Consider the following 24,988-nt stretch of genomic DNA (forward strand, 5'->3'; position numbering starts at 1 on the left):
CATGAATATTATTCGTATTTTTGAAACATGAACATTGTTCAGTTTTCTGCTTCTTTGAAGGCCCATTTCCCATGCGAACTATTACTCGGCGCATTCTGGTGTCCCTGCTAGCGGCTATTCCCTTCCTAAAAAAAACTCGTCAACCCATTGCTGCGCCAGCGTTGCCAGATCAAACCCACTATGACACCATCGTGATTGGTGCAGGGGCGGCAGGGTTAGCCGCCGCTCGGACATTGCAGGAGGCTAACCAGTCTGTACTCCTGCTTGAAGCTCGCGATCGCATCGGTGGCAGAGTCCATACAAATTACGATTTTGCCTCGCACCCCATTGAATGCGGTGCGGAATACCTCCATGGTGACAACATTGTGACCTGGGACTGGGTGCGTCGCTACCGGCTAGGGACATTGCCCGTATTTGATGAATATCGACACCAGTTCATGTACGTCAACCAAAAGCTGCTTCCGTTCAGACGTTGGTCAGCCATTCCTGGCATGGAAGTGCTTGATTGGATGGATGACTCGCCCATTGATACATTGATCACCTCATGGATTGATGCTGGCAAACCCGATGTCAGTCTGGCGCAGTTTCTCTTAGATGCTCAAATCGAGCTGTCAACCGATGTGCGTCGCATTGTAGACCATTTTCTCAGCGGTAGCTATGCAGCTAATCTCGATCAGCTGGGGATATATGGGTTCGCGGAGTTGACCTATGCCGGCGACGGCGATCGCTATTCTCGGCTAATCGAAGGATACTCTCATTTATTTGAGCAATTTGCAGCCGGACTCAAGATTCGTTATAAAACACCAGTCACACGCATTCACTGGCGTTCATCGGGGATAGAGATTCATACAGAAACCGGCAAAACTTACACCGCACAACAGATTGTGATCACACTGCCCCTGGCTCTGTTGCAAGAGAATGCAGTGGAGTTTGAACCTGAGTTGCCCGATGCCAAACTCAATGCCATTCACGGCCTCGCTGCCGGACAGATTACCAAACTCATTCTGAAATTTGATCAGCCCTTCTGGTCTAGGGAATTAGAGTCTTGCCTGACCACACTGGATACTCAACTTTGGTGGAGACCGGGCTGGAAACGTCACCATGAGGCACCTGTTTTAACAGCCTTTACAGGCGCAACCGGAGCCAATAATCTGGGGCAGCTGGGACAAGCAGGCGCGGTTCAAGCAGGCTTACAAAATTTAGAACAGATGTTTGAGATGCCGTTGGCAGATCGATTAGTGGATGCGCTTTTTGTTGATTGGCAAGCAGATCCCTATGCCCGGATGGCCTATTCCTATGTTCCTGTAAATGGGGTGGGGTTGAGATCGCAACTTGCCCAGCCGGTTGATCAGGTCCTTTTCTTTGCTGGCGAAGCAACCCATACAACCCGTGCAGCCACCGTCCACGGCGCGTTAGAAAGTGGTATCCGGGCAGCTAATGAGATTCTATCTTTGAATACCAACGAAAATAAGAAAAAGAAATAGGAGGACAACTAAACCATGAACCGAAAACTAATACTCGATATCTTTATGGGATCTGTCATCCCTATCCTGGTCCTAAGCAGTCTGAATGAACAACTCGGAGCAGAAATGACCTATGTTGTTGCTGCCCTTGTTCCAGTAGGCTGGGTGTTTATTGATTTATTTTTTATCACTAAACGATTTAACTTTATTACCAGCTATATTGGCACGTTTGCGATTATTCGCGGCCTACTAGCATTCTGGTTTGTCGATGGTATTCAGTTTGCCTTTAAAGATAGTGTTGGATCTATCTTTCTGACCGTGGTATTTGGTGCTTCAATCATCATTCGCAAGCCGATCATCTACTATTTTCTGATGCAAGGCTTTAGTCCGGAGTCGCCGGAGCAAGAAAAATCATTAAAAGCATTGCTTACAGAGTCAAGGGTCTATCGGTCACTTGTCAATGGCACAATAATTATCTTGATGGTTAATCTATGGACAGGCATTGCCAATTTCTCTCTCAATCTCCGGATTGTGGTAGCCGATTTTGGCACAGCTATGTTTAATCAACAAGTGGCACAGGTGAATGCTATGACCCGCATCGCGCTGGCGATACCCGAGTTTATCGGATTTGTGATTGCTATTGTGGTGATCCGCCGGGCGATGTTTTACTATCTTCCTCAGGAGAATGGTAAAGAGCACAGTGAAAGTGATTTCTGGGATCTCTTACAACTACGCGAGGCTCAGAAGATCACGACAGACCCATAAAATCTAAAATGAGGGACTAAGAACTACTATTGGTGTTAAGTCAATCCTCCTACAAAAAAACGTGATATATGTCCTATGCGATTTATGAAGTTTGCTACAAGCGTTCAGCAAGCCAAATTGCATAGGATGGGCATGTTCCAGCCAAAGAAACAAATTAGTGACTCATTGGAGCATCCCCATGCAATTTCAAATTACTCGAAAACGAATTGTCAATACTGTGTTGATCGGCACTCTAGCCCTGGGTCTGGGGAATTTTAATGGTCAGCCTGCTACAGCCCAACTTGACCGCAGTACCTTTCGGGAAGTAGCGCAAGAGCTTGACTTAAGCCGCTCTCAGATGAGACAAGTGGGCGGTATTATGCGAGACTTAAACTCTGAACTCGAAGAAATCCTCACCCCTGGGCAACTTGAGACACTACAATCTGCACGGGAACAGCAGGAGTCTCAGGACCCTCAGGACCTACAGGAAGCCTTAAATTTAACAGATACTCAGTCGGAACAGCTTGCTGTGGCCCATGCAGAGACGGTGGCTGAGCTACAAGAGGTTCTGACACCTGAACAGCTTGAAGGAATTATGGAAGTGACTGCCTTCAGTCGGCTCTAAAAGGCCATCCTAGCGCATACTACATCACTAAACTCACACTTCACCACAGGGCTCCTCTTAAGCTGATTTAAGAGACTAAGGGGGGCTTTTTCTCATTGCTAATAATGCGTTCGACCTGAATCAAATATTCAGTCTTGCTATGGATGATCACACTGACGCGACTAGTACACTAGCGATCGCAACCGAAGACTCCCATGCCACACCCCCCATATTATCTGAGAAAAAAGGGCCTCGTCGTCGTTGGCTGCTTTGGCTGAGGAGAGCACTGCTCCTCAGCTTACTGTTACGTCTGGGGGTGGGGATAGTATTACGCTTCCCATCTATGCCTCGCGGCAATAATCAGACAGAGTCACTGGAATCTTTGACGGTACCGGTAACCCATGGGCCTTTGGCAGTTAGGGTTGAGGGTAATGGCACTGTTATTTCAAAGGACACCGTGAACCTCAGTCCAAAAACAACGGGTCGTCTGGCCGATCTCTATGTCCAACAGGGTGATCGCGTGGAGGCAGGCCAGGTGGTTGCCCGCATGGAAATCGGGAGTTTAGCCGCTGAGCTACAGCAACGAAAAGCTCAGCTGGACCAGGCCGAAGCTGATTATGCCAGAATTTTAGCAGGCAACCGAGAGGAGGATATCCTTCAAGCTGAAGCCCGTTTGGTTTCCGCTCAATCCCAGGTTGATCTAACAACAACTCGTCTGGAGCGGTTTGAGGATCTAGCCCGTCAGGGGGCGATTTCCCAAAATGATTTAGATCAGTATGTGAATGAAGCCCAAAGTGCTGTGGCAAATTTTAATGAAGTACAACAACAGCTTAAGGAAACCACCAACGGCTCGCGTCCCGAAGACATTGCAGCGGCAGCAGCCAATGTAGCAGCGGCTCAAGCGCAAATTGAGGTGATTGAAACGGAATTGGCAGACGCGAATATCCTGGCCCCCTTTGCTGGGTATGTAACCCAAACCTATGCCACCATTGGCGCAATTGTCACACCTACCACCACCGCATCCGCCACCGCATCCGCCACCTCCAGTTCCATTTTGGCCTTATCCTCAGGTCTCGAAGTTGAGGTGGATATCTTAGAAGCCAACATTGGCCAAATTCAGGTGGGCCAATCAGTGGAGATTGTCGCAGAGGCATTTCCCAACCAGGTCTATACAGGTCGGGTGCAACGGATTGCTCCAGAGGCGATTATTGAAAACAATATCACCACATTTCAGGTGGTTGTTGAGCTATTGACGGGCACTGATCAACTGCGATCGGGTATGACGGTGGATGCCACTTTTATGGGTGAGACCTTAACAGATGCTTTAATGGTGCCAACTGTTGCGATCGCCACCCAAGACGGACAGCTGGGCGTGCAAATGCCAGATAGTGAGGGCAATGCTGAGTTTCAACCGGTTACTGTCGGTATCACCCAGGCAGGGAGTACTCAAATTGTTGAAGGCCTAGAAGCAGGGGAGCGAATTTTTCTGGAACTGCCACCGGAGGAACAACGCCCTGGTCAATCTGGTTTTCCTTTACCTTAGCTGGTGACAAATTCAATTCACTCTCACACCTTTGAAACCAATGGGACTTAATGTTCTTGAAAATGCCAAGATGGCCTTTAAGACCCTGGCGGCCAACAAACTGCAAAGTGGTCTTACCATGCTAGGTATTATCATCGGCAACGCCTCTGTTATTGCCATGGTGGCAGCCGGAGAAGCAGCCCAAGGGTTTGTCACGGCACAGTTTGAATCCTTAGGCACCAATCTGTTGTTTATTACCCCTGGTGATGCCCAGCGGGGGCCGCTTGCCGGTACAACTCAGGCAGATACCCTGACGCTGGCGGATGCTGAGGCGATTACTCAAGAAGTATTGGCTGTTAGTGCGATCGCACCTCAAAAAAATACGCGGTTACGCATTACCCAGGGGGCCGCCGAGACCCAGGCCAATGTGACAGGAACTACACCAGACTACCAGGTTGTGCGAGATATCCAGATCGCCCAAGGACAGTTCTTGAATCCCATTGATGTCCAAACTAATTTACGGGTCGCTGTTCTCGGTAGTGAAACCGCTCGCACATTATTTGGAAATCAAGATCCGGTCGGTCGCAAAATTCGCATTAGTAACCTGAGCTTTACGGTTAGCGGCGTTGTGGAAGAGCGCGGTTCTTCATTTGGCCAAAACCAGGATGAGCTAGTCTACATCCCAATCAATGTGATGGTGAGCCAGTTGACAGGGCAAGAGACCGGCAAGATTAGCCCAACGGTGCAGGTGATTTCAATTTCTCTGGAAAGCCCAGACACAACTAATGCAGCCGTTTATCAAATTAGAAATTTGTTGCGTCTGCGCCACAACATTTTGCAAGGAGACGACGACTTTGCAGTACAAAGCCAGCAGGAATTGTTGGAGAGGTCTAGCAGCATCACAGATATTCTGGTGCTAGTGCTGGGGTTTACTGCCGGTATCTCCTTGTTAGTCGGGGGCATTGGCATCATGAATATCATGTTGGTTTCGGTGACAGAACGCACGGGGGAAATTGGTCTCCGTAAGGCAATCGGGGCCACTGGGACAGATATTCTGGCCCAGTTCACCATTGAGGCTGTTATCCTGGCGGCAACGGGCGGCATGATTGGTATTGGTGTGGGGCTTCTTGGAGTGGTGGGTCTGACATTGTTTAGCCCCTTGGAGGCTGGGGTCAGCCTGAACGCTGTGATAGTTTCGTTTACCGTGTCGGGCAGTATTGGTTTGATTTTTGGCATTGCGCCTGCCCAGAGAGCGGCAAATCTTGATCCGATTGTGGCCCTGCGGAGTTAGAACAACACATGCTATGAGCCATCTTATTCAACTGCAAAACCTATCTAAAACCTACGGCATAGGCGATCTCCAGGTGTATGCCTTGAAGGCTGTTGATCTGACCATAAATTCAGGAGACTATTGCACCATTATGGGGCCATCTGGCTCGGGAAAGTCAACGATGATGAATATGATTGGTTGTCTTGATCGTCCTACCCAGGGGGACTATTGGCTGGATGGTGTGAAGATCTCACAACTAACTGCTAAGCAATTGGCTGGCATTCGTAATCGTAAAATTGGTTTTATTTTTCAACAGTTTCATTTGCTCCATCAGCTGACAGCCGTAGAAAATGTTGTTCTGCCCATGGTCTATGCGGGGGTGCCTGCTGGCGAACGGGAGTCACGGGCCATTGCGGCATTGCAGCGGGTGGGTCTAGGGGACAGGCTAGGCAATCGGCCTAATCAACTCTCTGGCGGACAACAGCAACGAGTAGCGATCGCACGGGCCATCGTCAATCAACCCAAATTGCTCCTGGCCGATGAACCGACGGGGGCTCTGGACTCTCAGATGAGCCAGGAAATCATGGATATCTTTGCCGAGCTGAACCAGCAGGGCATGACCCTGGTGATGGTCACCCATGATCCGGAAGTCGCCCAGCGCTGTCGACGTACCATCACCTTTCGGGATGGGAGTGTTTTACAGGACTCGCACCACCAACCATCTCGCCCTATTCCCAGTGATTTAGCCCCAGGGCCATCTAATACCTAAGTCGAACTTTTAAAGACAGTCTCTGGGCAAACGCATCTTCATTGAGGCTCAAGTGGCGGGGAATATGACCTGTACGCTGGCCTACCTCGAATTTTTGCAATCTCAGTTTCCAGACCAATGCTTGATTGTGTTGTGGCATGGTGCCAGTTACTATTGGGGGGTATGGGCAATGAGCTCAATTCAAGTCTGCCAGCCCCCAATAGCGGATTCATTTCATTCGCTTTGCCCCCAATGGTCCAAATCAAAATCCGAGTCAACACATGTGGTTGTAGGCAAAGACTTGGGTCAGACATATAGCTGAATTGAAACCTCCATTTACAGTGCTTAATGCCCTTTCTGGATATTTTTGTGCACCCGAAATCTTTGATTTTCCGAACATGTAAATATACGAGATATTATCACCAACCAACTAGGTAGAGGCTATACAGAAGACGTGTAAAAATGACAAGTGTAATTTATCTCGAAGAAAACGGCCCATGGTTATCTAGTTTGGGCGATGTTTATGAGTTTTATGAACAATCTTTATCTAGCAATACGGTTAGTCCACAAACCTATGGTTTTGAGGTAGAGTTCTACGCTTTACAACAGCAAAGCGATTATGCAGGACATCTGGCTAATGTCGCTCAAGTTCAGCGTGTATTAGATGATTTAAAGGTTTCGAATACGGATTCCAGCGATGCTGTTTATACACTAGACCTGGCTCAACAATTAGAATTTGCCTCTGCCCCCCGCGATTCTATCACTGCGCTCTATCAGCATGGTCAAGAAGCCGAGCAATTACTGCAAAAAACAACTGAGCGTCATGGCCTTAGACCATCAGCATTATCTGTTCACCCTAGCGCAAATTGGTCTGATCCAGACTACATTAACCATATTGATCAAGAGCTAATTTCTGATGAACGCACCCAACTAGTCATTCCATGCTTTCAGCGTAGCATCGACAGTGCAAAACAACCGTACTCTGCCCATGATCTTTTGGCAACCTGCGGTATCCATACCACATTTGCGATTCACAACAAAATAGTACTCGAAGAAACACTAACCCTTGTTGGTGCAGTAACCTCACTCATTGCTGCGGCCAATCATGCTAGTCCGTTTTCCTATTTTGAGAATGCACAAAATTCTGTCCGTGAACTCTTATGGGATGCAAGCCTCACTCGCAGTGATAACCGTTTTGGTTTGCCACCGCAGCTTTCTGGTGCAGTGACCCTCGATGATGTCATCACACATATCATCAATCAACCGATGTGGTATGGCATTGACCAATACAATAATCTTCATGAGATTGCTAAACCAGTTACATTTGCCGATCTCATACGAACTGGCGGTATACATCTCGACGATACGTTTATTGCACCAACATTAGAGCAATATATCAATCATTCCCGCACCTGTTATAACAGTTACCGTGTGAAACCAACCTTTGCTGATGATGGCATGATGTGTCTCACGGAGTTCCGAATTCCCGACGGTGGTGGTATGGGCAAAGCTGTCATGAATGTGGCGCTTATTCATGGCTTGACCCATAGTACCGAAGCCCGTGGCCAATTCCGTCAGATTTTAGAGCGTTATGGTTTGCTTGATGTTACAGATAGTAAACAAGATGCGTATGAACGCAATAGGATTTTGCAGCAGAACTTATTAAAAAATAGTCTCTACGGAACAACTTTACCCTACAGAGGAGAAACTGCCATCACAGTTTGGCAAGAAATTATTGATTTGGCCTGTCATGAATTATCTGCTAAAGAAGATACACCAGAAATTCAACAAGTTTTGAACAAACTACAGGCAACAACCTATGTGAGTGAAGCAGAACAGCATCGTAAGTCCTTACAACGACTCGATATCGATCCGCAACAGCTTAGTAAACCGCACTATGCCGACAAGTTAGATCTGTTAACGGGCTATGCCCAGTTTGGGGAATACTACGAACTACCGCCTGCTCGTGTACTCTATCATCGGGCCGGGGACGGGCGGTAATGGTTTTCTATGACCCACAAAGTCTTTATCTTTAATTCCATGATGCAGAAAAATGTGTTATTCATCACTGACCCTATCGATTCCTTAGAGCCAGGGCACGATACCTCATTGGGTTTGATGGAAGCTGCCATTAAACATGGCGATCGAGTGTTTGTCACCACCCCTAAAGACTTCGTGATTAACTCCGACAGCCATGTTGGTAATATATATGCCGCTGTTCGAGAAGTCACTAGCTTTGCGCAACAGCAACATCCAACCAAAAATAAAAGGGTCTCAGCACCTATTACTAATGGCACTGTTGTCAATATGACACTTAATTACCCACCTGGAAGCAGCGCAGGTAAAAATTCTGTTGCAGCACCAGTTGCGGTTTTGCAGCGGCAGGATGACCGTAGTGACTGGTCAACCCAGCAAATTGCCACCAGGCTACATCCCAAGATTTGTGTCCTCAATGGTGGTGAAGCCACTTTAAGCACAGAAGACAAAATTGCAATCGTCACAGATTTTCCAGATCTTTGCCCACCCAGTATGATCACTGCCGACGCAGATAAACTGATTAGGTTTGCAGAGCACATGAAGTATGAAGGTGATCAAAAACTGGTGCTTAAGGCAACCCAGAGTTATGGTGGCAACGATGTTAAAATCATTCAATTAACAGATGTAAATTGGCAGCAGCAAATACGAGACTATACGCAGGAAAAAAACGCAACTAAACGTCCTATGATTGTTGCCCAAAAATTTCTGTCCGATGTTAAGAATGGCGATATGCGTATTTTCTATATCAATGGTAAACCCATTGCCGCTGTAAATCGTGTCCCCTCCCATGAAGAAACCCTAGCAAATATGGCTCAAGGCGGCATTGGCATTGCTGTTCCGCTGAGAAATATCTCACCAACTACTATGGCAGCCGTGCATCAGGTTGTTGACTGGGGTAAAAGACAAGGGATTGTTATTGTTGGCATTGATGTAATTGGGCAGGACAGACCCTATATTACTGAGCTTAACCCAGGTTCGCCAACCGGACTGATTGAAGCTCAAGAGCAGTTGGGCCAAGATGTCTGCAGTGAAGCTTGGGTTGCGATCAAAGGAGCTATTCATGAGCATCAAATAGCTCATGGAAATCTTTTATCCTTACACTGGCAGTTTATCTCAGAGCTATTTCAGCATCCAGGTTCCTACCTTGCTAACGTTACTGCGTTAGCACAGCGATGGCTTATTACAAGGTTCTCTTAGACGTTTGCTAGCTTTTAAGTCTTTAAAGAAATTACATGAAAAGGTAGATGTATACCTTATACGAACACCGTTTCACCCATAATCATTGGTGCGCTCTGCTCGGTGGATTGTCACTAGTGCCCATGGGATGAGAGAGTTTATGTACAAGCAATAATTTGTGCTAGATAACTTTCTACCTTTGTCGCTGGCAAGGGTTTAGAAAATAGATATCCCTGGCCTGCATCACATCCCAGTTCATGTAATTCAGTCAGCTGCTCATGGGCTTCAACCCCTTCGGCAATGGTGTTAAACCCTAATGCTTTAGCCAGGTTTACAATCGCACTCGTAATTCTAAAATTGCGATCGCTATTATTTAACCCATCGACAAAAGAACGATCGATCTTAATTGTTGAGATCGGAAATTGTTGCAAATATCGCAGAGAGGAAAACCCAGTGCCGAAGTCATCAAGACTCAGTTCAATACCTCGATTACAAATCAACTTCATAATTTCAGTGGCCGCTTGGGTATTTTGAATGAGACTACTTTCAGTAATTTCTAATTTGAGACATTGTGGATCCAATTGAGTCTCTGTCAGGATAGTATCAAGGGTGTAAATTAGAGACGGATTCCGAAACTGTTGACCAGACAGATTAACACTTAAGTATACATCCATCGTCACCTTTCCCTTGGCTTGCCAGGTTTTTAACTGCTTGCAAGCATTTCGTAAAACCCATTCATCTATGACATTAATTTGTCCTGTTTCTTCAGCAATGGGGATGAATTCAGAGGCTGGGATAAGACCTTGGTCTGGGTGATGCCAGCGCAATAGAACCTCAAATCCTTTCAGTTGATGGGGAGGATTAAGATTGACCAGGGGTTGATAATACAAGCAAAACTCTTGTGTTTTTATGGCTTTTCGCAACGCTGTTTCGATTTCTACTAAACGCAGGGTTTGAAGATACATCGTTTGATCAAAGATGGCGTAGCTTGATTTTCCCTGGCTTTTAGCCCGATACATAGCAATGTCGGCATCGCGGATAATGTCATCAACTGATTGATACGATAAATTGGAAAAAACAACACCAATACTAGCACTGGTAAAGATTTCCCGAGCCCCCAATTGAAAAGATTTTTGTAACTCCTTTTGTAGGCGATATACCGTCTTTAAAGCATCATTCAGATGATCTAGTTTTTCTAGCAGAATCAGAAACTCATCACCCCCCAAGCGCGCCACGCCATCTATCCCTCTGACTACCGCCTTCAGCCTTTGGGAGACCTGAATCAGTAGCTGGTCACCCACTAGATGCCCAAGGCTATCATTGATATACTTAAAGTTATCGAGATCCACAAACAGAACCGCAAAATGTTCATGGGGCTGCCGTTTCTGGTGCTCGATGGCAAGTTCCAGGCGGTTTAAACAACAGACTCGGTTATCCAAGCCAGTTAAACTGTCGTGTAATGTTTCGTAAGTTAAACGGGCTGCAGACGCCTTGCGTTGAGTAATATCGCGCCCACTACCGTACAATAAATTCTCTTGGGGGAATGGCACTAGATTCCAGGCTATCCAATGATAAGTTCCATCTTTTGATCGCACTTGAAATTCCAGCCCATTGATGTCTTGTCCCTGGGCTAGGGTATCCTGTAAATCCTGTTTACTATGCTGATCTTCGGGAAGCATGAATTGCCAGAAAGACTGGCCTAACAAATCATCAGCCGCATAACCCAATGTAGCCAACCAGGAAGGATTGATGCGCTTAAATACACCGTCTGCGTCTGCAATAAATAATAAATCAATCGCAAGGTTGAAAAAACGATCGCGTTCTAGTTCAGCTTGCTTACGTTCGGTAATATCATGAATCATGCCAAATCGTAGGGTTTGTTGTTGCGCTTTGACCCATGACTCAGACAATAACACGGTTCGATCTAGCCCTATGGAAGATTCCAGGGACAGCTCAGTTTTGAATGTAGAGTTTTTTTGTGTTTGACGGTTTTGGTTTCCCTGGGATAACAATTGTTGCAATATTGGAGATTGCAGTGGGTCTAGTGGTTGTCCCAATGTTGGTTTAGCTGGGTGGGTGCAAAGTTGTCTAAGGGATTGATTTAAAAACAGTAACGCTCCCTCTTCAGTCGCCATATATACACCATCATGAATACTCTGAAGCACATGGGTTAATAAGCATATTTCCGCTGCCGCTTGAGTGCGTTCTATCGCATGCAAGATTGAACGTTCCAGGAGTGGGCCGGTCAACAGGTTACCTTTAACTAAATAGTCTGAGGCTCCCATCGCCATACATTGACGATCGATATCGTAGTTGCTTAACCCTGTCAAAAGGATCACTGGCTTACGTAGACCAGATTCTACAGCGGCTTGCAATAGCTCTAAGCCAGTTTTTGCCCCTAAACGATAGTCCAATAAATAAACATCATAAAAATCAGCATGTAGGGCCTCAAGGCCAGCTTGAAAAGTATTTACCCAGTTCAACTCAAAGGATGCTTGTTCTGAGTCTTGTAATAAGTCTCGGGTAACAATATAATCATCTTCATCGTCGTCGATTAGTAAGACTTGGTATGACAAATCACTCATTGTTATCATTTTCCTAAGATCCGTGACGATAAGAGTTGAGTCTTTAAGATGGATAACCTTTGATAGGAAACCTTTCAGTACTTTAGATTTCTAGCGCTCTTAAGAGGTTGCAAAGCTGAATGCATAAGGTATAAAAACGTTGACATGTAATTCAAAGAGTGTCTTAAGGCCTTGATGCTGAGCTGACCTCATCTGGCAAATGTACAATTTGAAACCAGTATGTACCAAGGGTTTTCATAATATCAACCATGGATTGAAAGCCCACAGGTTTAGTAATAAATGAGTTAGCACCCAAATCATAGGTTTTTAAAATATCTTCTTCGGCTTTAGATGTGGTTAATACTACGACTGGAATACTGCGTAGTACAGGATCCTTCTTAATCTCTTCCAGGGCTTCACGACCATCTTTGCGAGGCATATTCAGGTCCAATAAAATTAACGTGGGACGGGGTGCAACATCAGGGTCACTGTAGTTTCCTCGTTGATATAGATAATCCATCAGGTCTTCCCCATCTTCAACGAAATACAGCTCGTTAGCAACTCGATTTTCGGCTAAGGCTTCCTGGGTAAAAAGGCGATCGTCCTCATCGTCGTCGGCCATTAGAATAATCGCAGGTTTACTCCGTTGTTGAGACATTCTCCTCTCCTTGGGAATGATGAACTGGTAAGGTGGCGATAAATGTGGCTCCTTCTCCAGGCTGACTTTCTGCCCGGAGTATTCCCCCGTGACGGTGAATCACCTTACGACAAATTGCTAAACCAATACCACTGCCCTCATAGGCTTTGCGTCCGTGAAGGCGCTGAAATGGCTGAAAAATGCGATCGCAATACTTAACATCAAAACCTATTCCATTGTCGATCACTCGTAATTCACAAAATTCTTTTCCTCCCGTAAAATAACTCTGCATCCTCACCTGAACCTGGGGTACTACATCTGGTTTATGAAACTTGAGGGCATTACCGACAAGATTTTGAAAGACCTGTTGCATTTGCATGCGGTCAGCATCAATGGTCGGTAACGGGTCCACATCTACGGTAGCCCCAGTTTGCTCAATGCGAACCTCTAGATCTGATAAAACCCCTGCCATGACTTGTGATAAGTCAGTGGGAGTAAAGGGTTTAGCCTGCGTTGTCACCCTCGAAAAGCTAAGCAAATCATTAATCAGCGCCTGGGCACGCACTGCCGCATTTAGCATTCGTGCCAAATAGTCTTGCCCTTTCTCAGAAAGCCGATCTTGACAGGTATGGCTTAAGCGATCGCCAAAGACTTGCACTTTCCGCAGAGGTTCCTGGAGATCATGGGAAGCCACATAGGCAAAATCCTGAAGTTCTTGGTTACTTTCCTCTAGGCGTTGGGTAGTAAGTTGCAACGCCTGAATCACTTGCTGACGCCTTTTCACTTCCGCCTTAAGTTGATCCTCTGCCGCCTTACGGGCGGAAATATCTCGCATAATTTTTGAGCCCCCAATCACCTGGCCAGTTCGATCCCTTAGGGGGGAAATGGTCAGCGACACGTTTAAAAGCGTACCGTTTTTATGACGACGAACCGTTTCAAAATGGTCAATGCTCTCGCCCTGAGTGATCTGTGCAAGAATATAAACTTCTTCAGAAATCCGATCATTTGGGAAAAGCATGGTGATCGGTTGTCCGATTGCTTCTGATGCTGAATACCCCAGAAGTTTTTCTGCTCCTACATTCCAACTGGTAATGGAACAATTGAGATCCTTGGTAATGATGGCGTCTTCGGTAGACTCCACCACCGCAGCCAGTAACCGAGCCGTTTGTAGCGATCGATAATGCTGCATTGTGTGCCAGACCAGATTGGAAATCAACTGCACCGTCTCAACATCCATATCGGTGTAGCTGCTGTCCTTGTTGCCAACTCCTGTGAGCATCACGACTTTGCCATTTTCAATGACAGGAATACTCAGGAGGCAACTAAGGTGCTCATGATTTTGCAATAATCCTTGTGTTTGAAGAAAGTCTTGTTCTTGTAGAGCGGGACCACAGGCATAATTGCAAATTATAGACTTGCGCTGATGTAGAACATCAGCCAAAATCCCCGCCTGATTAATTGGCAGACCAGCCTTAGCGACGGTATTACCAAAGTCAGTTAAGGTTTGCTGCCCCCCACCCATCAATTCAAAGGTTGCTTGATCCTCATAGACAAGATAAAGGAATGCGACCTGACTACCCGTCAGGTTTTTGGCAATGTCCTGGGCCTGTTGTATAAATTCATGTTCATTCAATTGCTCAGCTAGCTGAGATAGCTCTAGCAAAGCCTCCGCCCGACATGTCTGGTGGGTCAGGGCTAACTCAGCTGTATGGATTTCTGAGATATCTCGCACGCTGACGACAGCCCCGGTAATCGTTCCATCTACTTCGTGATAAGGGGCATAGGTAACATCCAGATACTGCTGTTGCTGTCGCTCATCAGGCAGGGAAAATAGACTTTGGTAGTGAACTGTTTCCCCTGCAAAGGTGCGATCAAGATTAGGTTTAATAGTTTGCAAAAATACGCCCTCGCCCAGAAGCTCTGCTACGGAATGACCAATAATCTCGGCTTTGGATTTACCAAATTTTTGAGCATAGGCATCATTGACCATGGAATAGATATAATCGCAATCCACAAATGACATATGGTCGGGTGTAGTACACACCGCACGCTCATAGAGACGCAGCATTTCTTCCGTTTGTTTGCGAGCAGTGATATCTTCTATCACCTCAATAAAATAATCCGGCTCACCATTCTGAAACCTTACCAAGGAAACCGTCACATGGGCCCACATAAGAGTTCCATTCTTGCGGATATAGCGTTTTTCCATGGAGAAGGTCTGAATCTGATTTGTAAGAACCTGCTGTGTATAGTGCAGGTCATGCTCCACATCCTCTAGGTAGGTAATGTCTTGAAACGTAAGGTTTAAAAGTTCTTGTTGTGAATAGCCAAGAATTTCACAGTAGCGCTGGTTAAGACGAATAAATTGCCTGGTGATAGCAAGATGTGCAATGCCTACCGCCGCTTGCTCAAACGTGTTTCGAAACAGGGCCTCTTTTTGCGCAACTTCATCTGTAGCAGCTTTCAGTCGAAGTTCTGTTTGTTTACGCTCGGTAATATTAGTCAGACACCCTATATAGCCGATCACTTCATGGGCGTGATTGAATTCTGGGACCGCTTTCTCATATACCCAAGTCACTGGGCCTGATGGATTTCCAAATCGATATTCCACTTGAAAGGGAAGATTCTGGCTAGTAGCGTTATGCCATTCTGCCAAAATAATGTCTCGATCCTCTGGATATATAGCCTGAATCCATCCTGCTCCTAACATTTTCTCCGAGGGCAACCGGGCAATCTCGCATAAATGTTTGTTGACATAAATACAACTTCCCTCAGTATTTGCCCGAAAAATGCCTACGGGAGCCGTAGCCGTAAGGCTAGCAAAGCGTTCTTCACTCGCCATCAACTGGTGTTCGGCCTCTTTCCGATCGGTGATGTCGTAGTTTGTCCCAATCATACGAATAGGGGTTCCCTCGTCATCCCGTTGCACCAGGCCATCCGCTTTCATATAGCGAATTACGCCATCGGCATGAACTACCCGAAATTCAATGTCATAGACGGCTTCATTGCGTAAAGCACGCTGTATAGCAGCTTCTGCATGCGGTCGATCCTCTGGATGAACACGCTTTGCCCAGGCTGAGTAATCTCGCTCAAACGCTTCCGGTGTAGTGCCATAGAGTTCATAGAACCGACTATCCCAGATCAATTTATTGTGAGTGATGTTCCAATCCCAAATACCAATGCCCACTGCCTCCAGAGCTAAGTCTAGCCGGGTCGATAATTCTCGTAGCTCTACTTCAGCTTGTCTACGCTCAGCGATTTCCTGTTCCAATTGTTGATTTAAGGCTTCTAGCTTAGCTGGGGTACGTAAGTCTAGAGCTTTAGGTAGCATGGGGATGAGGGCAATCGCAGTATACGTAGAAATACCGGCTGTGATCGCCTTAAGAACACCAGAAACCCAATAGTCTGAATGCCATAGGGTCCAGACCTCAACTAAATGTGTAGTACCACATAAAAAAATAAACGCTGCAAAAAGCAGAAATATTTTATAAAAGGGGATACTCTCACGCTTTTTCAGGAAACAGACTAAGGTGATGGCAATAGAATAGTAAGCCAGCCCAATGAAAGTGTCTGATACTAAATGTAAGCCAACCAGACTGGGCCTCCACCCATAGCAGTAGCCATGGGGCATATATTGGCTAAGCCATGAAATACTCAACATTTTGGAGAACAACCCTTGACTTTCTCAAATTGAACTCAATACGCTTCTAATTATTAATTTATTTTGATTAATATTCCCATCTTCAGACAGCCTAAACTTGTCTATACCAATCTCATAACACGTCAACTTTTCCGCTAAAAAGCCAGAATTAGCCACCTTTTCAGCCTTCCAAGAAAGCATTGCCTACCCTTGCAAGGAATTAAAATAAATTCACAAAAGGATTTTACTCGTCTTATTCGTTTGTGGAGAAGATTCAATGCCTTTGGCGTGTATACTTTTGAGGGTGAGAAAGAACATAAATCTGTTGCTGCCCTTCAAGAACAAAACGTTGAATACTTGATGAGATTGGCACTTATACCCTTTAGGTTGATTACATTCAAGAAGCTTAGTAACTATGGTCGTAGTGTGAGTCATGCACCGCTTACCCTCTTTGGTAGGTGCTAAACCCATCATTTGATGAGACTATGATCTGAAAAGTTAAAGGAGGAATCTGATGGATTACTTTCTCCAGATCTATGGAACCTTGCCGCGAGCTGGCCCTGGCTCCAACGAGCTGACTCGGAGAGCCTTCGAAATGATGTCGAATCTCCCTGAGTTACCCAAAATCCTGGACGTTGGCTGTGGCCCTGGTATGCAGACAGTCGAGCTTTTGCGTATCACATCGGGTACAGTTGTCGCCCTTGACCTCCTCCCAGAAATGATTGCCCAAGTAAGAGCTAGAGCTGAAAATGCTGGGGTCTCTGATCGCCTCGAAACATTAGAGCAGAGTATGACGGAGATGGCTTTCCCAGAGTCGAGCTTTGATGTTGTTTGGTTTGAGGGCTCGATCTATTTCTTAGGTTTCGAAACGGGCCTCAAGAAAGTTAAAAATTTCCTTAAACCAGGTGGCTACGTAGCGGTCAGCGAGGTGGTGTGGTTAAAATCTAACCCCCCGGCTGAGGCAGTTGAATTCTGGAAAGAGTATCCCGAGATTGATACTGTAGCTGCGAAACTTGACGTTATTAAGCGCATTGGCTACGAGTCCGTCGGGCATTTCGTATTGCCAACTACCGCATGGACTGAGCATTACTACAACCCAATGGAGGAGCGCATCGCTGAGAAAACAGCAGAGTGGAGTGGCATACCGGAGGCAGAGGCTGTCCTGAAAGAGGCGAGAAACGAGATCGCAACCTTCCGCAAGTACTCTGACTATTTCAGCTATGCATTCTTCGTCATGCGCAACTGAGTGTATGCCTTACCAGGACTATTGTCCTACCGAAAGTCCCATAAAATTAGGACTTAGGTGACTGGGCGGCTCAATTTCGCAATGGTAAATTAGGGATTATTTCAAGCAATGCCCTAGGTTCAAGATGCTCTAACCCAAGGTTCCCCTTGACTAAGGCTACCGTGTATATACATCTCGGAAGTGAGCTCAAAATCCTGCATTACCCCCCTTAATCCCCCCTTGGTAAGGGGGGAAACTCCAGTTCTCCCCCTTACTAAGGGGGAGTTAGAGGGGGTAGTGCAACAAAAAACGCTAGTTTCCAGTACTTGTGTGTACACCGTAGCCTTGACTAAGGGGAACCGCAACTGTCGTCATCAGACAACGTCGCATAGAGCTGTATACAGGCTAGCCTGAACCCTAGAGAGAACCCCTTTGTGTTAAGAGTTGAAGCCTAATGGTCCTAAATCCACCCTCCCGGCTATTCCCAGATTTCACAGTCACCAGACCCTTACGCATACTGCTGCATATTGAGTGGATTTTGCTCAGTATGGGTGTGCTGGTTAGCATTACGGCCATGGTTTTCCATCGGACATTTCAGGTTACCTGGCTAGAACTGCTCTTGTTTGGTTTGATTGGCGTCATGGGGCTTTATTTACCGCTGACTCAGTGCCGGGCCAAGATTCTTTATACCGCAATCGAGCTTAGCCTCTTCGGTATTTTGGTTCTGCGTTGTCTCGATAATCCTTTGATGGTCAGGATTATCCCACTGCTGGGATTGGTTATTATCATCCGTAGTTGTCAAATCTTTCACACACGAGGGCGACTCGTAGTGGCCGGCATTACGTTTGGCTCACATTTATTTTTATCATTAACTTTGGGTCAGACGGCCATGGGCCGAAATCTATCCCGACTGATGTCAACCCCTGAGGCATGGCAGGTAAGCGTGTTTCAGACCAATGCCATTATTCTCTTTACCCTGGCGCTACTGTTTGTTTTTTTACTGGTGGATGCTTTGCTCAGTCTTCATAGGAATCAACAGAAACTGGAGAGCGCCCATGGTCAATTACAACAATATGCGCTACAGGTGGAAGGCCAGGCCGCATTACAAGAACGTAATCGCATCGCCCGCGAAATTCATGACTCCCTCGGACATTCCCTGACCGCTCAAACTATTTTGCTAGAAAATGTTCTCCTTTTTTGGGGACAAGATAATGGGCGGGCAAAATCCTATCTGCTTGAAGCTAAAGATTCATCTTATCAGGCGCTCAAAGAGGTTTCACGGGCTGTTGCGGCTCTGCGCGACTCTCCTCAAACGGATAAATCTTTGCAGGTGGCGATTACCGAATTGGTTAATAAGGTCTGTCAATCCACACCGATAACGCCAGCGTGTGAGATTAATATTACGGCACCGCTGTCCGATGAGCTGAGTCTGACCGCCTACCGGATTGTGCAGGAAGCCCTCACCAATGTGGTGAAACACGCCCAAGCCACACAGCTATCTGTGCAGCTATCGACTAAACCACAGAGTCTATATGTAGAAGTGTTGGATAATGGCAAGGGGTTTGATCCTAGCAAAAATACGACCGGGTTTGGCTTACGGGGCATGAAGGAACGTGCGATCGCACTTAGTGGAACCTGCCAAATCTGGAGTGCATCAGGGACTGGCTGTCGCATCAGCGTAGTTTTGCCTCTTCCTCAGACTCTAGAGTCTCCTCTACCTCTACCAAATTTGAATTCAGTATCGGTGACAGGTGACCAGAACTTTATATGAGAGATTGATGAATGGGGAGATCTAAGGAGGTCAAGAGGATGATTCGTGTCTTACTGGTGGATGACCAACCCATTATTCGACAAGGTTTGGCCAATCTGTTGGAAAATCAACCTGATTTACAGGTAGTTGGCGACGCAGCCAATGGTCAACAGGCGATTGATCACGTCTCAACACTCTATGGCACCTCCAATCAACCTGATGTAATTTTAATGGATGTGCGGATGCCGGTGGTGGATGGTGTCGCGGCAACAAAACAGATCTGTGCCGACTTTCCAGCGGTAAACATTCTTGTGCTCACCACATTTGACGATAGTGACTATGTCCAGCAAGCCATGGGTTGGGGGGCTAAAGGCTATTTGCTTAAGCAAACCCCTATTCAGGACTTGGTGATGGCTATTCGAGCTGTCTATCAAGGCTATACCCACATGGGACCTGGTCTTTTTGAAAAGACGTTAGGCGCTTCTCAAGCACCAGGGGCACCTCTTGTTCATGCTGAAACTGCACTTCCTGAAAAGTTGAGATCGCTATCCCCCCGCGAACAAGAGGTGCTCCAATTGATTGTTACAGGACTCAATAATCGCGAAATTGGAGAAAACCTTTTTATCTCTGAGCGCACCGTTCGGAACCATGTCACCAGCATTTTGAGCCAACTCCAACTGCGCGATCGCACACAAGCAGCTTTGTACGCCAGTCAATTTTGGCCCCAGAGTATGCGCTAAACCTATACAGCCTTAAAAGCTACTTCATGATTGATTTAAAAAAGGACTATAGAAAAAGAAAGATTAGAGTCAAGGCACACCAAAAATAATATGAGTACATTCCGTTAATTCAAATCCCAATTTGATATATCCAAACTGTATTCAGTTTCTAAGCGATGACTATCGTCCTTTAGCATCGCCCGAATGAAATCTTTTTGCGCATCTGTTAAAGGAGGGACTTTACCCTGATCCTGATTCATCAGTGGCCTCGCTAGCACATTACGGGCATTGTTCTTGATTGAGTCAGGGAATATATTTTTGAGCGGATTTAAATATCTGGCCTCCCTTAAGTAATGCCAAATTGTGTCAGTCCTGTAGGAGTTTTTGGAATTATGTATTTTTCCAAGGGAAAATTCGAATGATGGTTCTATCTCCAAAAAGGGACAGATTTTACATTTCAAAGTCATAGAAATAACGTCTTTCTTTAGTTCATCTGTTTTTAGTAAAAGTATTTGCTCCCTTGAAAAGTTGCGTGTAAAAGCATCAACTATTGCTGCATAGCTAACAGATTCAATTACATTTAACGGCAAACTGTTTGGTGTTTCTTTTGCCAAATGTTTAGCATACCAGCCTTGATAAATACCCTGCTTCCTCATAGATTCAATTTTTTGAACAGGGTCTCTCAAGATATAAATAAACTTATACCTGATGTCCACTGTTTTCATGCGCTGAATAACTTTTCTGACATTATTCAGAGAACGAGTGTAATTTGGTGAGGCTTCTAATGCTGTTAAATGGTTGTTTAAATCCCACGCATATAGGTTCTCGTAGTAGTCAATACCTTTGCCCCACTTACCGTCTTTTAAGAAGAAGTCAGTTTCTTTCATCTTCGACTTTGATACCTGTGGATGCTGAGATAGATAATTAAATAAACTGCTTGTGCCGCCTTTTTGAGTACCAATAATTATACTGATTTTACTGAATTTCATACTAGGGCTCGATATTGAGTTTGCAGTTTACAGGGGGATGCTCACTTTCCAGAGGAAGAAGATCTCTGACGGCGCTATCCCTTAATAATTCTAAGGAAATAAAATAAATCAACGTCCAAATTTTGGACGTTATGGATGGCTTGCTCCTAAATGGAACTTACTGGCCTCCTGATCACTGGCATCATCTGTCGCACGAGCAATACATATGTCTTGTAGATACCGTACTGTGTCTAAGCATGTCGTCATCGTTGATGAAAATTGGCTTCTAACCTCAGCAGCCTAACCTGTACTCACTCAATGGGCCACTCGCTCACGTCCTGCCTTCACACTCAGCACTTTGTGCCAGTAGCCTGTCCACTGGCACAAAGTGCGATCACTGGCCTCGATCAAATGCCAGGTGATAGGGCAGCGGTTGCATTGATGAGTCGCCTCAAACCGCCTCTGATTCCTAACCAGCAGCATTCTTCTTGAAACCTGCCTGTTTTTATAAACGGTTTTGCAATTAAGCCTTACGGAGCCGTTTACGGTGGTTACCGGTGGGAGACTTTTTACCCTGGGCAGGACGTGCTTGAGTGTTGGATGAATTGTAATTTCTCCGACGTGACTTAGAGCGTTGACGCTTTGGTTGCTCTCCCTGATGATTAGGGGCAGCCGTTGGTTCATAACCGGGAAGGACAGACTGAGTGAGTTTGCGCTTGAGTAACTTTTCAATTCTCTTTAACAGAGATTGTTCATCATTGGAAACTAGCGAAATGGCTTGGCCTTCATTACCAGCCCGTCCAGTCCGACCAATCCGGTGTACATAGTCTTCCGGCACATTGGGTAATTCAAAATTGACGACGTGGGGAAGCTGGTCAATGTCTAACCCCCGTGAGGCAACATCGGTTGCAACCAGCACTCGCACCTTACTTTGCTTAAAGTCTCGCAAGGCACGGGTACGAGCGGCCTGACTTTTGTTGCCGTGAATGGCGGCTGTTTTCAAGCCATCTTTAGCCAATTGTTCGGCCAGACGATTGGCACCATGTTTGGTACGGGTGAAGACAAGCACCTGTTGCCAATTGTTAAAGCCAATTAAATATGACAGGAGTTCTCGCTTACGCGTGCGATCAACGGGATATACGAGTTGTTCAACTTGTTCAGCCGCCGTGTTACGGGGGGCAACTTCAATCTGCACTGGATTGTGTAGCAGCGTGCTTGCTAGTTTCCGGATAGCCTTTGAGAATGTGGCGGAAAACATCAGGGTCTGCCGCGATGCAGGCAGTTGTGCCAAAACCTTGCGAATGTCATGGATGAACCCCATGTCCAACATGCGATCGCACTCATCCAGCACCAGCATTTCGATCTGAGATAGATCAATTGTATGTTGACTAACATGGTCCAGCAAGCGACCTGGAGTTGCGACCACAATGTCACTCCCCTGCTTCAACGCTTTAATTTGGCGCACAATGCCGACGCCACCAAACACCACCACTGATTTAATGGGCAGGTATTTGCCGTAAGTATTGACACTATTGTGAACTTGAGCAGCCAATTCACGGGTGGGAGTCAAGATTAGAGCCCGTGGGGCTCGTTGCGTTTTGGTAGGGGGATTGCTGCTGAGGCGTTGCAGCAAGGGTAAGGTAAACCCTGCTGTTTTCCCCGTACCCGTCTGAGCACTGGCAAAAATGTCATTTCCTTGCAAAATGGCAGGAATTGCCTGCTCCTGAATCGGAGTTGCTGCTGTGTAGCCTTCCTCAGCCACAGCACGTAGGAGTTGGGCCGTAAGACCTAGCGTCTCAAATGTCATGGGTTTTTAGTAGCTCCTAAATGCGCCCCTAACCCAAATGCAATGCTGGGACCAGTCTTAAGAGCAATAAACGTATGGTTGCGTTGGATGACTTGGGTCAACAAGTACCAAGGCTGCAACAATAGACCGGAACTAAGTTGCAGTTTATTACCCTAACACACACTGGATGCTTAGATAGATGTTTCAAATGGCATAGCCCTCATTACGCAATGGAGTTAATGGCAACCGCGATCCGCGGCTTTGGCTGGTCTAGAGCTCTTGGTTACGATGCTGGCTTTCTTGCTTGCTGGTTTGCAGAGCTATGTGTACGCGTTGCAGCCCTAATCTACGCAAAAGACTACAGATACCTGTCATGTCAGCTTTGAAAGCTTTAGCAATTTGGATGACAGTGGCTTTCGTGAGCCGATCCAAGCAAATTGTTATAGCGTCTATCCATCACTTTTATAAATTTGTTTTGAGGATTGATGCAATCTCAACCATTAATCTCTGACGACTTCGATCTCCTTTTATATATTCAAGATTTGCAGACCAATTTAGGATATCTATCATAGTTTCTCTTAATTGAGCTGAATGCAACTCGTTGGTTGTTACAACTGCCATGAAGTGTTGGGTGGCTGATGCGCAATTAGAACTTATCTTATAAAAAGCAACAGATCAAACTCTTGGCGGATATCCAAAAGAGAACGATCAAGCAACGGCTCAAACTCAAGAAATGGCAGCAGTTTTGGGCGGTTGCGAGTTTTAAACCAAATTGGAATTAATTCTAAAAGTACCCCAGGAAGCACCCTCAAAATTGCTCCGTATAGCCACAGCGAGCCCTTGTCTCTGATCATATCTTCATACATCACATCAACGGCAGGGGAGTTTTTCATCTTCAAGTACACCTGAAACGTACATTCACTCGTCCACCAAAATAGTGGCAGAATTTTTAGCTCATCGTACATTCCTGTATCACAACCGTAAATCACATGCCCTACATCGTGCGATCGCAAAATTTTGCCGAAGTCTGAAGGTTGTGTCGCTGGATCAGTAACGTGTGGATTGAGAGCATAGTACTCCGCTAGACCTGCTCGTAAGGTTTGAGTACTGTGCTTGTCCATGTAAAGAGGTTTTTGGGGCATAGCATTTACGATACGGTACGGTATCGTAAATTATAATAGCATCTATGAACGATACCAAAAAAAAATCTCCCGGAAGACCTCGTAGCGCAGCCTCTCACCAGGCAATGCTGAAAGCCGCGCTAGGTTTGTTGTCAGAAGTCGGCTTTGAAGCGATGAGTATTGAGGCGATCGCCTCTCGTGCTGGAGTTGGCAAGACCACCATCTACCGGCGTTATAGCAGTAAAGATGAACTAGTTGCTGATGCAATTGAAAGCATTAGGGAAGAGGTGTTAATTCCTGATACAGGAAACCTTTGGAGTGATATAGATGCACTTATTGAAAATGCAGCACAAATAACCCTTACTCCAATTGGGCGGCAGGCTGTTGCCATGATTATCAGTAGTGCATCAAGCAATCCTGGGTTTGCTCAAGTTTATTGGGAGAAGTATCTACAACCCCGTAGACAAGCCTTCGACATTGTCATCGAACGGGCAAAAGCAAAAAACGAAATTTCAACAGACTTAGATTCAGGTTTGGTTTTCGACACAATGAGCGGCATCATGCTCTATACATTGATCTTCCCGCCGACAGAATCTTGGAAAGTCTATATCCGTCGTGCCCTAAGTTTACTTCTCAAATGAACTTCAACTGAATTGGCTCCAATTGCTCACAAACAACCTTTAGGTCACTATCTCCGCATAATTAAACCGTAGCAAAGTTTACGAGTTACATAACCCCATACATCGCTTTTGCCCGCTTAGCCAGTTCGTCTCAGCGAGTTGTGAGCCAGCCGAACCCGCTTGCCCATTACTCACTCGGTAAGGAGGCAATGAAGTCAGCAACCAAGTTTATGAGCTGTTTTTCAGATTTCCAAGCCTTGGCATTATGGGCACCTCTATTTATTAGGCTTCTGAAAAATCGAGTCTCATCTGAGACTGTTATCCTCCCCTTTTTTTAGATGTTGAAGGGTTCCAAACGGACAAAATCTGTTCATGGGGGCTGTTTTAGAGCTGG

General features: G+C 46.0%; 19 protein-coding genes. 13 read left to right on the forward strand and 6 right to left on the reverse strand.

Annotated elements, in window-relative coordinates; genetic code table 11:
* The first annotated feature begins 71 nt into the window (after window positions 1-71).
* The 8 genes from QGP82_RS01165 to QGP82_RS01200 all read left to right on the forward strand — a co-directional run bounded on the left by QGP82_RS01165 (window position 72) and on the right by QGP82_RS01200 (window position 9,585).
* On the forward strand, window positions 72-1,484 hold the full coding sequence (locus tag QGP82_RS01165) for a flavin monoamine oxidase family protein (protein WP_499056696.1): 1,413 nt from the start codon (window positions 72-74) through the stop codon (window positions 1,482-1,484).
* A 15-nt stretch (window positions 1,485-1,499) separates the two neighbouring features.
* Entirely contained in the window at window positions 1,500-2,228 is a 729-nt protein-coding gene (locus QGP82_RS01170; protein WP_499056697.1) for a VC0807 family protein, read from the forward strand.
* 178 nt (window positions 2,229-2,406) lie between these two features.
* Complete coding sequence (locus tag QGP82_RS01175) at window positions 2,407-2,832, forward strand: hypothetical protein (protein ID WP_499056699.1); 426 nt, start codon at window positions 2,407-2,409, stop codon at window positions 2,830-2,832.
* Between the two features lie 139 nt (window positions 2,833-2,971).
* Window positions 2,972-4,354 carry an efflux RND transporter periplasmic adaptor subunit gene (locus tag QGP82_RS01180; RefSeq protein ID WP_499056700.1) on the forward strand — a complete coding sequence of 461 codons (1,383 nt, stop codon included), beginning with the start codon at window positions 2,972-2,974 and terminating at the stop codon, window positions 4,352-4,354.
* Window positions 4,355-4,394: 40 nt separating this feature from the next.
* Window positions 4,395-5,624 (forward strand): ABC transporter permease, encoded by a 1,230-nt coding sequence (locus QGP82_RS01185; protein WP_163698341.1) that lies wholly within the window; start codon window positions 4,395-4,397, stop codon window positions 5,622-5,624.
* A gap of 13 nt (window positions 5,625-5,637) precedes the next feature.
* Window positions 5,638-6,372 carry an ABC transporter ATP-binding protein gene (locus tag QGP82_RS01190; RefSeq protein ID WP_499056702.1) on the forward strand — a complete coding sequence of 245 codons (735 nt, stop codon included), beginning with the start codon at window positions 5,638-5,640 and terminating at the stop codon, window positions 6,370-6,372.
* Between the two features lie 441 nt (window positions 6,373-6,813).
* Window positions 6,814-8,352, forward strand: coding sequence for a glutamate-cysteine ligase family protein (locus QGP82_RS01195; RefSeq protein WP_499056703.1), 1,539 nt, complete (start codon window positions 6,814-6,816; stop codon window positions 8,350-8,352).
* Between the two features lie 9 nt (window positions 8,353-8,361).
* The gene (locus tag QGP82_RS01200; protein ID WP_499056705.1) at window positions 8,362-9,585 is read left to right on the forward strand and encodes an ATP-grasp domain-containing protein; all 1,224 of its coding nucleotides are present in this window, start codon (window positions 8,362-8,364) and stop codon (window positions 9,583-9,585) included.
* A 137-nt stretch (window positions 9,586-9,722) separates the two neighbouring features.
* Here QGP82_RS01200 and QGP82_RS01205 read toward each other — a convergent pair whose 3' ends face one another.
* The 3 genes from QGP82_RS01205 to QGP82_RS01215 all read right to left on the reverse strand — a co-directional run bounded on the left by QGP82_RS01205 (window position 9,723) and on the right by QGP82_RS01215 (window position 16,426).
* Window positions 9,723-12,149 (reverse strand): EAL domain-containing protein, encoded by a 2,427-nt coding sequence (locus QGP82_RS01205; RefSeq protein WP_163669314.1) that lies wholly within the window; start codon window positions 12,147-12,149, stop codon window positions 9,723-9,725.
* 163 nt (window positions 12,150-12,312) lie between these two features.
* Window positions 12,313-12,786 (reverse strand): response regulator, encoded by a 474-nt coding sequence (locus QGP82_RS01210; protein ID WP_250565135.1) that lies wholly within the window; start codon window positions 12,784-12,786, stop codon window positions 12,313-12,315.
* Window positions 12,767-16,426, reverse strand: a complete 3,660-nt coding sequence (locus QGP82_RS01215; protein ID WP_499056707.1) for a PAS domain S-box protein — start codon at window positions 16,424-16,426, stop codon at window positions 12,767-12,769. The genes QGP82_RS01210 and QGP82_RS01215 overlap by 20 nt, the downstream gene beginning before the upstream one ends.
* A gap of 493 nt (window positions 16,427-16,919) precedes the next feature.
* Between QGP82_RS01215 and QGP82_RS01220 the strand changes: the two genes are divergently transcribed.
* The 3 genes from QGP82_RS01220 to QGP82_RS01230 all read left to right on the forward strand — a co-directional run bounded on the left by QGP82_RS01220 (window position 16,920) and on the right by QGP82_RS01230 (window position 20,120).
* On the forward strand, window positions 16,920-17,651 hold the full coding sequence (locus QGP82_RS01220) for a class I SAM-dependent methyltransferase (RefSeq protein WP_499056708.1): 732 nt from the start codon (window positions 16,920-16,922) through the stop codon (window positions 17,649-17,651).
* A 433-nt stretch (window positions 17,652-18,084) separates the two neighbouring features.
* Window positions 18,085-19,401 (forward strand): sensor histidine kinase, encoded by a 1,317-nt coding sequence (locus QGP82_RS01225; RefSeq protein ID WP_499056710.1) that lies wholly within the window; start codon window positions 18,085-18,087, stop codon window positions 19,399-19,401.
* Between the two features lie 38 nt (window positions 19,402-19,439).
* On the forward strand, window positions 19,440-20,120 hold the full coding sequence (locus QGP82_RS01230; protein WP_163669308.1) for a response regulator transcription factor: 681 nt from the start codon (window positions 19,440-19,442) through the stop codon (window positions 20,118-20,120).
* Between the two features lie 104 nt (window positions 20,121-20,224).
* On the opposite strand, the gene QGP82_RS01235 is transcribed toward QGP82_RS01230, so the two are convergent.
* On the reverse strand, window positions 20,225-21,088 hold the full coding sequence (locus QGP82_RS01235; RefSeq protein ID WP_499056712.1) for a sulfotransferase domain-containing protein: 864 nt from the start codon (window positions 21,086-21,088) through the stop codon (window positions 20,225-20,227).
* 297 nt (window positions 21,089-21,385) lie between these two features.
* Between QGP82_RS01235 and QGP82_RS01240 the strand changes: the two genes are divergently transcribed.
* Window positions 21,386-21,559 (forward strand): hypothetical protein, encoded by a 174-nt coding sequence (locus QGP82_RS01240; RefSeq protein ID WP_499056714.1) that lies wholly within the window; start codon window positions 21,386-21,388, stop codon window positions 21,557-21,559.
* 31 nt (window positions 21,560-21,590) lie between these two features.
* Here the strand turns inward: QGP82_RS01240 and QGP82_RS01245 are convergent, their stop codons facing one another.
* Window positions 21,591-22,874, reverse strand: coding sequence for a DEAD/DEAH box helicase (locus tag QGP82_RS01245; protein WP_499056715.1), 1,284 nt, complete (start codon window positions 22,872-22,874; stop codon window positions 21,591-21,593).
* 632 nt (window positions 22,875-23,506) lie between these two features.
* Window positions 23,507-23,995, reverse strand: coding sequence for a hypothetical protein (locus QGP82_RS01250; protein ID WP_499056716.1), 489 nt, complete (start codon window positions 23,993-23,995; stop codon window positions 23,507-23,509).
* Between the two features lie 44 nt (window positions 23,996-24,039).
* Between QGP82_RS01250 and QGP82_RS01255 the strand changes: the two genes are divergently transcribed.
* Window positions 24,040-24,615 (forward strand): TetR/AcrR family transcriptional regulator, encoded by a 576-nt coding sequence (locus QGP82_RS01255; protein ID WP_163669299.1) that lies wholly within the window; start codon window positions 24,040-24,042, stop codon window positions 24,613-24,615.
* Window positions 24,616-24,988: the final 373 nt, after the last annotated feature.

Source organism: Leptothoe sp. LEGE 181152 (assembly GCF_032906605.1).
Classification (GTDB): domain Bacteria; phylum Cyanobacteriota; class Cyanobacteriia; order Phormidesmidales; family Phormidesmidaceae; genus Leptothoe; species Leptothoe turfae.

What these genes read in the sequence shown, in the direction of transcription:
- QGP82_RS01215 (WP_499056707.1), bottom strand. Translation starts at nt 16,426, where the DNA reads ATGTTGAGTATTTCATGGCTTAGCCAATATATGCCCCATGGCTACTGC.
- QGP82_RS01250 (WP_499056716.1), bottom strand. Translation starts at nt 23,995, where the DNA reads ATGCCCCAAAAACCTCTTTACATGGACAAGCACAGTACTCAAACCTTA.
- QGP82_RS01170 (WP_499056697.1), top strand. Translation starts at nt 1,500, where the DNA reads ATGAACCGAAAACTAATACTCGATATCTTTATGGGATCTGTCATCCCT.
- QGP82_RS01195 (WP_499056703.1), top strand. Translation starts at nt 6,814, where the DNA reads ATGACAAGTGTAATTTATCTCGAAGAAAACGGCCCATGGTTATCTAGT.
- QGP82_RS01190 (WP_499056702.1), top strand. Translation starts at nt 5,638, where the DNA reads ATGAGCCATCTTATTCAACTGCAAAACCTATCTAAAACCTACGGCATA.
- QGP82_RS01200 (WP_499056705.1), top strand. Translation starts at nt 8,362, where the DNA reads ATGACCCACAAAGTCTTTATCTTTAATTCCATGATGCAGAAAAATGTG.
- QGP82_RS01235 (WP_499056712.1), bottom strand. Translation starts at nt 21,088, where the DNA reads ATGAAATTCAGTAAAATCAGTATAATTATTGGTACTCAAAAAGGCGGC.
- QGP82_RS01185 (WP_163698341.1), top strand. Translation starts at nt 4,395, where the DNA reads ATGGGACTTAATGTTCTTGAAAATGCCAAGATGGCCTTTAAGACCCTG.
- QGP82_RS01205 (WP_163669314.1), bottom strand. Translation starts at nt 12,149, where the DNA reads ATGAGTGATTTGTCATACCAAGTCTTACTAATCGACGACGATGAAGAT.
- QGP82_RS01210 (WP_250565135.1), bottom strand. Translation starts at nt 12,786, where the DNA reads ATGTCTCAACAACGGAGTAAACCTGCGATTATTCTAATGGCCGACGAC.
- QGP82_RS01165 (WP_499056696.1), top strand. Translation starts at nt 72, where the DNA reads ATGCGAACTATTACTCGGCGCATTCTGGTGTCCCTGCTAGCGGCTATT.
- QGP82_RS01240 (WP_499056714.1), top strand. Translation starts at nt 21,386, where the DNA reads ATGGGCCACTCGCTCACGTCCTGCCTTCACACTCAGCACTTTGTGCCA.
- QGP82_RS01225 (WP_499056710.1), top strand. Translation starts at nt 18,085, where the DNA reads ATGGTCCTAAATCCACCCTCCCGGCTATTCCCAGATTTCACAGTCACC.
- QGP82_RS01245 (WP_499056715.1), bottom strand. Translation starts at nt 22,874, where the DNA reads ATGACATTTGAGACGCTAGGTCTTACGGCCCAACTCCTACGTGCTGTG.
- QGP82_RS01230 (WP_163669308.1), top strand. Translation starts at nt 19,440, where the DNA reads ATGATTCGTGTCTTACTGGTGGATGACCAACCCATTATTCGACAAGGT.
- QGP82_RS01175 (WP_499056699.1), top strand. Translation starts at nt 2,407, where the DNA reads ATGCAATTTCAAATTACTCGAAAACGAATTGTCAATACTGTGTTGATC.
- QGP82_RS01255 (WP_163669299.1), top strand. Translation starts at nt 24,040, where the DNA reads ATGAACGATACCAAAAAAAAATCTCCCGGAAGACCTCGTAGCGCAGCC.
- QGP82_RS01220 (WP_499056708.1), top strand. Translation starts at nt 16,920, where the DNA reads ATGGATTACTTTCTCCAGATCTATGGAACCTTGCCGCGAGCTGGCCCT.
- QGP82_RS01180 (WP_499056700.1), top strand. Translation starts at nt 2,972, where the DNA reads ATGGATGATCACACTGACGCGACTAGTACACTAGCGATCGCAACCGAA.